This window comes from Mycobacterium sp. TH-M116, from assembly GCF_057473685.1.
This window is the reverse complement of the sequence record NZ_JBYCLC010000108.1, coordinates 1-7,103: the sequence shown is the minus strand read 5'-3', so window position 1 is coordinate 7,103 and position 7,103 is coordinate 1. Positions and strand designations below refer to the sequence as shown.

8 protein-coding genes are annotated in these 7,103 nt (G+C 66.8%); all 8 read left to right on the top strand.

All coding sequences use genetic code 11. The annotated features are described in order from the left end of the window. Positions 1-189: 189 nt before the first annotated feature. The gene (locus AC2VOK_RS05235) at positions 190-471 is read left to right on the top strand and encodes a DUF732 domain-containing protein (RefSeq protein WP_343709841.1); all 282 of its coding nucleotides are present in this window, start codon (positions 190-192) and stop codon (positions 469-471) included. A 187-nt stretch (positions 472-658) separates the two neighbouring features. Then, complete coding sequence (locus AC2VOK_RS05230; RefSeq protein WP_343709840.1) at positions 659-1,000, top strand: DUF732 domain-containing protein; 342 nt, start codon at positions 659-661, stop codon at positions 998-1,000. Between the two features lie 971 nt (positions 1,001-1,971). Further along, complete coding sequence (pafA, locus tag AC2VOK_RS05225) at positions 1,972-3,330, top strand: Pup--protein ligase (protein WP_343709839.1); 1,359 nt, start codon at positions 1,972-1,974, stop codon at positions 3,328-3,330. A gap of 113 nt (positions 3,331-3,443) precedes the next feature. After that, the gene (locus AC2VOK_RS05220; protein WP_428899535.1) at positions 3,444-4,451 is read left to right on the top strand and encodes a helix-turn-helix transcriptional regulator; all 1,008 of its coding nucleotides are present in this window, start codon (positions 3,444-3,446) and stop codon (positions 4,449-4,451) included. Further along, positions 4,448-5,422, top strand: a complete 975-nt coding sequence (locus tag AC2VOK_RS05215; protein ID WP_428899534.1) for a helix-turn-helix transcriptional regulator — start codon at positions 4,448-4,450, stop codon at positions 5,420-5,422. Before AC2VOK_RS05220 ends, AC2VOK_RS05215 begins: the two co-directional genes overlap by 4 nt. A gap of 90 nt (positions 5,423-5,512) precedes the next feature. Continuing rightward, on the top strand, positions 5,513-5,779 hold the full coding sequence (gene tatA, locus AC2VOK_RS05210) for a Sec-independent protein translocase subunit TatA (protein ID WP_428899533.1): 267 nt from the start codon (positions 5,513-5,515) through the stop codon (positions 5,777-5,779). 147 nt (positions 5,780-5,926) lie between these two features. Continuing rightward, positions 5,927-6,790 carry a twin-arginine translocase subunit TatC gene (tatC, locus tag AC2VOK_RS05205; RefSeq protein WP_421530600.1) on the top strand — a complete coding sequence of 288 codons (864 nt, stop codon included), beginning with the start codon at positions 5,927-5,929 and terminating at the stop codon, positions 6,788-6,790. Between the two features lie 114 nt (positions 6,791-6,904). Then, a partial coding sequence (locus AC2VOK_RS05200; protein ID WP_428899532.1) for a DEAD/DEAH box helicase occupies positions 6,905-7,103 on the top strand: 199 nt, incomplete at its 3' end.

Below are 7,103 nucleotides of genomic sequence, written 5' to 3'. Positions count from 1 at the left end.
CGGGTCCCGCACGGCCGCAAACAAAGTTGCCGCCGTCTTCTTCGGGGAGGTGGCCCAGCGATGCCGGAAGCTCTATAAGCAATGTTCATGTTCCCTTTACCTTCTGTCTAAGTGGAATTAGACGGCGGCGATGAAACTAGTTCAACCATGAGGTCGACGAGATTGGTTCTGCCTACGGTTGGTGCGGTGATGGCAGTCGGCTTGGCCGCATCGGCTCATGCAGACAACAACGACGCCGTGTTCTTCGGTCAGCTGGATCGGGCCGGCATCGAGTTCTCGGACGCGCAGGACGCCGTCTCCGCGGCCAAGGGGATCTGTAACTATCTTTCGGAAGGGCGCCCGGTGACCGTCGTTGCGCGAGCACTGAAAATCCGAAACCACCACTTGTCAAACAACAACGCCCTCCAATTCGTCGAGATTGCAGGGGAGACCTACTGTCCCGCCGAGCTGTCGGCCGCTATCGGTGGTTGAGGTACCGGGTTCATGGCCGATCCCGGCGCGGAAGGCGTGCACGACTCGTGGTCACTGTTGACGGGCCGCGGTGGTGTGTTCCCTCCGCCGTGCCTGGGGTTTGCTACCCAGGCTTCCAGGATGTCTTTTGGTTCGCCGTAGGGAGCCAACGGGCTCACGTGATGTTGATAGGGAGGCACCAGTGGCAATGAAGTTTGTCAAGCCGCTTTTGATCGCGGTCGCGATGTCCACTTTCGCGGCGCCGGTAACTGCCCACGCCGACGATTCCAGTTTTCTCGATGAGCTCAAAAACGGTGGTATCCAGTTCCCGGACCCGTCCGCAGCGATCTCCGCGGCCCGCGAGGTTTGTGACTACATCGCGGACGGACACACCGCGGCACAGGCCGCTCGAGGGGTAAAAAACGCGAATCCCGAGTTGACACTCACACACGCAGGCCATTTCGTGACGATCGCCCGAGAGACATACTGCAATCAGCCTGTCATCTCCGCCGGTCAGAATCAGCCCATCGATAACCGCACAAATCCATAGCCGCTGGCTGTCCAGGTCACTCGCCGGGAGCCGATAGGCGGAGACGGTGACGTCCTCGCCAGCGCGGTGGTGGATTCGACTGCGGGCGTGCATGACTCAGAATTGGCGGGCCGCGTCGTCGCGATCACGGACGTTGGTTGTCGTGGCGCGTGGTGACATGACGAAGACTTCCAGGTGAAAGTGCGGGTTGGCTTGGAGCCCCACTCGCTCTGGAGGTTTTCCTGGTCCGCGCTGCTTATCATGGCAAGCCACCGACGCCGCGGGCATCATCGCCCGCTACGCCGAGCGCTGGTCGATCGAACCGGCCAACCCAAACCGGCAAACAACTCTCACGGCCCGCCACGCCGCCGAGCCCTGGTATGACCACGAGGCCCGACCCGCCTTCGAAGACATGCTCGCCAGCTCCGCCGCGCTGTGATCGCCGCCTGAATCGACGGCATCAGCCGAGCTCAACCCGATCCCCACGAATACCGCGACTACGAACTGGCTTGCGGTGCAGCCCCCGCAGAGGTGCGAAACTCAAGCACAAAGGAAGTCCGCACAAAATCGGGGACGGTTCAAGAATTCTGGATTGGGCACACGAGTTACCCGCCGGAAGCCACCCACGACTGGCCTTGGCGGATGCCGAAAGGTGAGGAGATCCGAGTCGGCGGAACGCCTGCACCGGCTGTTCGCCGAAGCGTTCATGCGGCTTTGCGCCGCGGCGGTCAGACCGAGCGGCGCCCGGCTACGCGCCCGGCGACGTGGTAGATCATCACGCGCGGCGGCGCCTTTCGACGCCGTCGAAAATCAACGCGTCGCGGCGTGTGCGCGAGTGCGGGTCGCTCGAATGGTGCCGGTGATGGGGTTGCCCCTTCGAGGGCGTCGCCGGCGACCGCGCTCGCGGCAAACGAACAACGCCGGCGCGACCGCCGAGGCTCGGGTGCGTGCCTGTCCACCACCGCGGCGCGCCAACAAGTACCCTCGATTACGTGCAGCGGCGGATTATGGGCATCGAAACCGAGTTCGGTGTCACATGCACCTTCCACGGCCATCGTCGGCTGTCCCCGGACGAGGTCGCCCGCTACCTCTTCCGCCGAGTCGTGTCGTGGGGGCGCAGCTCCAACGTCTTCCTGCGCAACGGCGCCCGACTCTACCTTGACGTGGGCAGCCACCCCGAGTACGCCACGGCGGAATGCGACAGCCTGGTGCAGCTGGTGACACACGACCGCGCCGGCGAATGGGTGCTGGAAGACCTGCTCGTGGACGCCGAGCAAAGACTCGCCGACGAAGGCATCGGCGGTGACATCTACCTGTTCAAGAACAACACCGACTCGGCGGGCAACTCCTACGGCTGCCACGAGAACTACCTGATCGTGCGGGCCGGCGAGTTCTCCCGGATCTCCGACGTGCTGCTGCCGTTCCTGGTCACGCGCCAGTTGATCTGCGGGGCCGGCAAGGTGCTGCAGACCCCCAAAGCCGCGACGTTCTGCCTCTCCCAGCGTGCCGAGCACATCTGGGAGGGGGTGTCTTCGGCCACCACGCGCAGCCGACCGATCATCAACACCCGCGACGAGCCGCACGCCGACGCCGAGAAGTACCGGCGCCTGCACGTGATCGTCGGCGACTCCAACATGTGCGAGACGACCACCATGCTCAAGGTGGGCACCGCGGCACTGGTGCTGGAGATGATCGAAGCCGGCGTGCCATTCCGTGACTTCTCGCTGGACAACCCTATTCGCGCCATCCGCGAGGTCAGCCACGACACCACCGGCCGGCGTCCGGTGCGGCTCGCCGGGGGCCGTCAGGCCAGCGCACTGGACATCCAGCGCGAGTACTACAGCCGCGCGGTCGAACATCTGCAGACCCGCGAGCCCAACGCCCAGGTCGAGCAGGTCGTCGACCTGTGGGGCCGCCAACTCGACGCCGTCGACAGTCAGGACTTTGCCAAGGTCGACACCGAGATCGACTGGGTGATCAAGCGCAAGCTGTTCCAGCGCTACCAGGACCGCTACAACATGGAGCTGTCAGACCCCAAGATCGCGCAACTGGACCTGGCCTACCACGACATCAAACGCGGCCGCGGTGTCTTCGATCTGCTGCAGCGCAAGGGCCTCGCGGCGCGGGTGACCACCGACGAGGACATCGCCGATGCCGTCGAGAGCCCTCCGCAGACCACCCGGGCCCGGCTGCGCGGCGAGTTCATCTCCGCTGCGCAGGCCGCGGGACGCGACTTCACCGTCGACTGGGTGCACCTGAAACTCAACGATCAGGCGCAGCGCACGGTGCTGTGCAAGGACCCGTTCCGGGCGGTCGACGAGCGGGTCAAGCGCCTTATCGCGAGCATGTAGCCCGGCGACGATGTAGCCCGCGAAGCGGCGTGCTGAGGAGCCGGGCAGTCGAGGTAGCCAGTCTGCTGCGTGGCGGGAGACGTCGGCCGCGTGAAAGCTTTAGGCTCGGGCAAATGGCGACCTCGAAAGTCGAGCGGCTGGTGAACCTCGTCATCGCGTTGCTGTCCACCCGTGGCTACATCACTGCGGAGAAGATCAGGTCCAGCGTGGCGGGTTACACCGACAGTCGCAGCATCGAGGCGTTCTCCCGAATGTTCGAGCGCGACAAGAACGAGTTGCGCGACCTGGGCATCCCCCTGGAGGTCGGCCGGGTGTCGGCCCTGGATCCCGCAGAGGGATATCGGATCAACCGCGAGGCCTACGCGTTGCCGCCGGTGCAGCTGACCCCGGACGAGGCGGCTGCCGTCGCCGTCGCCACGCAGCTGTGGGAGTCCCCGGAGATGGTCGCCGCCACGCAGGGTGCGCTGCTCAAGTTGCGCGCCGCCGGGGTCGATGTCGATCCGGATGCCCCGGTGACCATCGCTTCGCCGGCAGGTGTGCCGAGTCTGCGCGGGTCAGAGGATGCTCTCGGTGTCCTGCTGTCCGCGATCGAGTCGGGGCGAGCGGTGCGGTTCCCGCACCGCCCGTCGCGGGCCGAACCGTACACCACGCGCACCGTCGAGCCGTGGGGCGTCGTGACGGAAAAAGGCCGGTGGTATCTGGTCGGGCACGACCGCGACCGCGACGACACACGCATCTTCCGGCTGTCGCGCATCGGGGCCGAGGTCACGCCGGTCGGGCCGGCCGGTGCGATCACGGTTCCCCGCGACGTGGACCTGCGCGGCATCGTTTCACAGAAAATCGCCCGGACCGCAGCAGAGGTTACGACGGGCGAGCGGGCCCGGCTCTGGGTCGCCGAAGGCCGGGCCACCGGGCTGCGTCGCGCCGGGAGGTCGACGGCCGCGCGCCGGCTGGGGGACCGCCACGGTGAGGTGATCGAGGTGGACATCGGATCGACCGATCAGCTGGCGCGCGACATCGCCGGGTACGGGCCGGACGCCGTCGTGCTGGAGCCGCAGTCGCTGCGTGACGACGTGCTGAGCCGGCTGCGCGCCCACGCGGGCCCGGTGGACCGCTCGTGACCCCGGTCTCGGCCCGGCTGGTCCGGCTGCTCAACATGGTGCCGTATTTCCAGGCCAACCCGCGGATCACCCGGGCCGAGGCCGCAGCCGACCTCGGGGTGACCGACGAGCAGCTGGAGGAGGACCTCAACCAGCTGTGGATGTGCGGGCTGCCCGGCTACTACCCGGGTGACCTCATCGATTTCGAGTTCTCCGGTGACACCATCGAGGTGACGTTCTCGGCAGGCATCGACCGGCCGCTGAAGCTGACCTCGCCCGAGGCGACCGGCCTTCTGGTGGCGCTGCGAGCGCTGGCTGACATCCCGGGCGTCGTCGATCCGGAAGCGGCCCGCAGCGCGATCGCCAAGATCGAGGCCGCGGCCGGCGCCGTCGGGCAGGAAGCCCTGCGTGCGTCCGCGGCCAACGGCACGCCCGCGCCCGCGGAGAGCAGGGTCGCGGCGGTGGTGCGCGCGGCGGTGCAGGATCGGCATGCGCTGGCCATCGATTACTACTCGGCGTCACGCGACAGCCTGAGCAGCCGTGTCGTCGACCCCATCCGGGTGCTGCTGATCGGCGGTCACAGCTACCTGGAGGCATGGTCGCGCGATGCCGAGGGGGTTCGGCTGTTCCGTTTCGACCGGATCGTGGACGCGGCCGACCGGGGCGAACCGTCTGTTCCGCCGGAGCCGGCGCGGCAGGCGCCGCCGGACACGTCGCTGTTCGACGCCGACCCGGCACTGCCGTCGGCCAGGCTGCGCGTGGCGTTCTCGGCATCGTGGATGCTCGAGTATTACCCGATGCGAGAGGTTCGGGAGCTGGCTGACGGATCGTGTGAGGCCGTCATGACCTACGCCTCGGACGAGTGGATGACCCGTCTGGTGCTCGGTTTCGGCCCGGCGGTCCGGGTGCTGGAGCCGGAATCGCTCGCGCGCCGGGTCCGGGACACCGCGACGGCCGCCCTGGAGCTCTACCAGCAGCACGATCAGACGTGACCGGATCGGCACCTACCACGCCGGGACGCGGAGACGCCGGTACCGCGACACGCTGCGGTAGCATCGGGTGGACGTCTGGAGGTAATCAACGTGGGCAGTCTCAGTCCGTGGCACTGGGCGATCCTCGCTGTCGTGGTGGTCGTCCTGTTCGGTGCCAAGAAGCTCCCCGATGCGGCACGCTCGCTGGGTAAGTCGATGCGCATCTTCAAGTCCGAGATCCGCGAAATGCAGAGCGAGAGCAAATCGGAGGCGTCTGCGATCGACATGTCGTCTGCGAACGCCACTTCCGTGCAGGCCCAGCGGGTCGACCCTCCCGCGGCTACCGAGCAGGGTCACACTGAAGCACGCCCGGCATAGCACGGCATCATCCCCGTGGTGCCCGGGCACCAGTGACGCAGCGTCGTGAACGCCACCAAGATTTCAGCGGTGTCAGCGAACGCCGCCGCCGTGCTGAGGCGGCTCAATCCGCGTAACCGGCGCAGTCGATCCAATCCTGACGCGACGATGTCGCTGGTCGACCACCTGACCGAACTGCGCACGCGGCTGCTGATCTCGCTGGCCGCGATCGTGATCACCACGATCTTCGGGTTCGTCTGGTACTCGCATTCGGTCTTCGGACTGGAAAGCCTGGGCGAATGGCTTCGCCATCCCTACTGTTCGCTGCCGGCGTCAGCGCGGGCCAGCATCAGCGCCGACGGTCAGTGCCGGCTGCTGGCCACCGCACCGTTCGACCAGTTCATGCTGCGGCTCAAGGTCGGGCTCACCGCGGGGACGGTGATGGCCTGCCCGGTGTGGCTGTACCAGCTCTGGGCATTCATCACGCCGGGGCTCTACCGCAACGAGCGTCGCTTCGCGATCGGGTTCGTCGTCCCTGCCGCGGTGCTGTTCGCCGGCGGGGCCGTGCTGGCCTACTTCGTGTTGGCCAAGGCTCTGGGCTTTTTGTTGACCGTGGGTAGCGACGTGCAGGTGACCGCGCTGTCCGGAGACCGGTATTTCGGCTTCCTGATCAACCTGCTGGTCGTTTTCGGGGTGAGCTTCGAATTCCCGTTGCTGATCGTCATGCTCAACATGGCCGGGTTGTTGACCTATGCACGGCTCAAATCCTGGCGGCGCGGCCTGATCTTTTCGATGTTCGTGTTCGCTGCGGTGTTCACTCCCGGTTCCGACCCGTTCTCGATGACGGCGCTCGGCGTGGCGTTGTCGGTGCTTCTCGAGTTCGCCATCCAGATCTCCCGCCTGCACGACAGACGCAAGGCCAAACGCGAAGCGCGGGCCGACATCCCCGACGACGAGGCGTCGGTCATCGAGCGGCCCACCCCGATGCCCGAGCCGTCGTACACCGCGGGACAGCACGACGATGTCACCTAGGCCTACGCTGCGCGAGCTGGGGACGCCTCCCGTTTGCGGGGGAGCGTGTCGGCACGACGACCCGCTGTTGCGGCCGGTAGTTCGCCCACGCTCGCGGCGCACGACGGTGCTCCGGTGACCGGGCTCGCGGAGCTGACCCGGTTTGCCGCCGATTTGCCGTTCGCGCTCGACGACTTCCAGCAGCAGGCTTGTGCCGCCCTGGAGCGAGGCCACGGGGTGCTGGTCTGCGCGCCGACCGGCGCCGGCAAGACGGTGGTCGGCGAGTTCGCCGTGCACCTGGCGCTGGCGGCCGGCGGCAAGTGCTTCTACACCA

What these genes read in the sequence shown, in the direction of transcription:
- AC2VOK_RS05235 (WP_343709841.1), top strand. Translation starts at nt 190, where the DNA reads ATGGCAGTCGGCTTGGCCGCATCGGCTCATGCAGACAACAACGACGCC.
- tatC (WP_421530600.1), top strand. Translation starts at nt 5,927, where the DNA reads ATGTCGCTGGTCGACCACCTGACCGAACTGCGCACGCGGCTGCTGATC.
- AC2VOK_RS05230 (WP_343709840.1), top strand. Translation starts at nt 659, where the DNA reads ATGAAGTTTGTCAAGCCGCTTTTGATCGCGGTCGCGATGTCCACTTTC.
- AC2VOK_RS05220 (WP_428899535.1), top strand. Translation starts at nt 3,444, where the DNA reads ATGGCGACCTCGAAAGTCGAGCGGCTGGTGAACCTCGTCATCGCGTTG.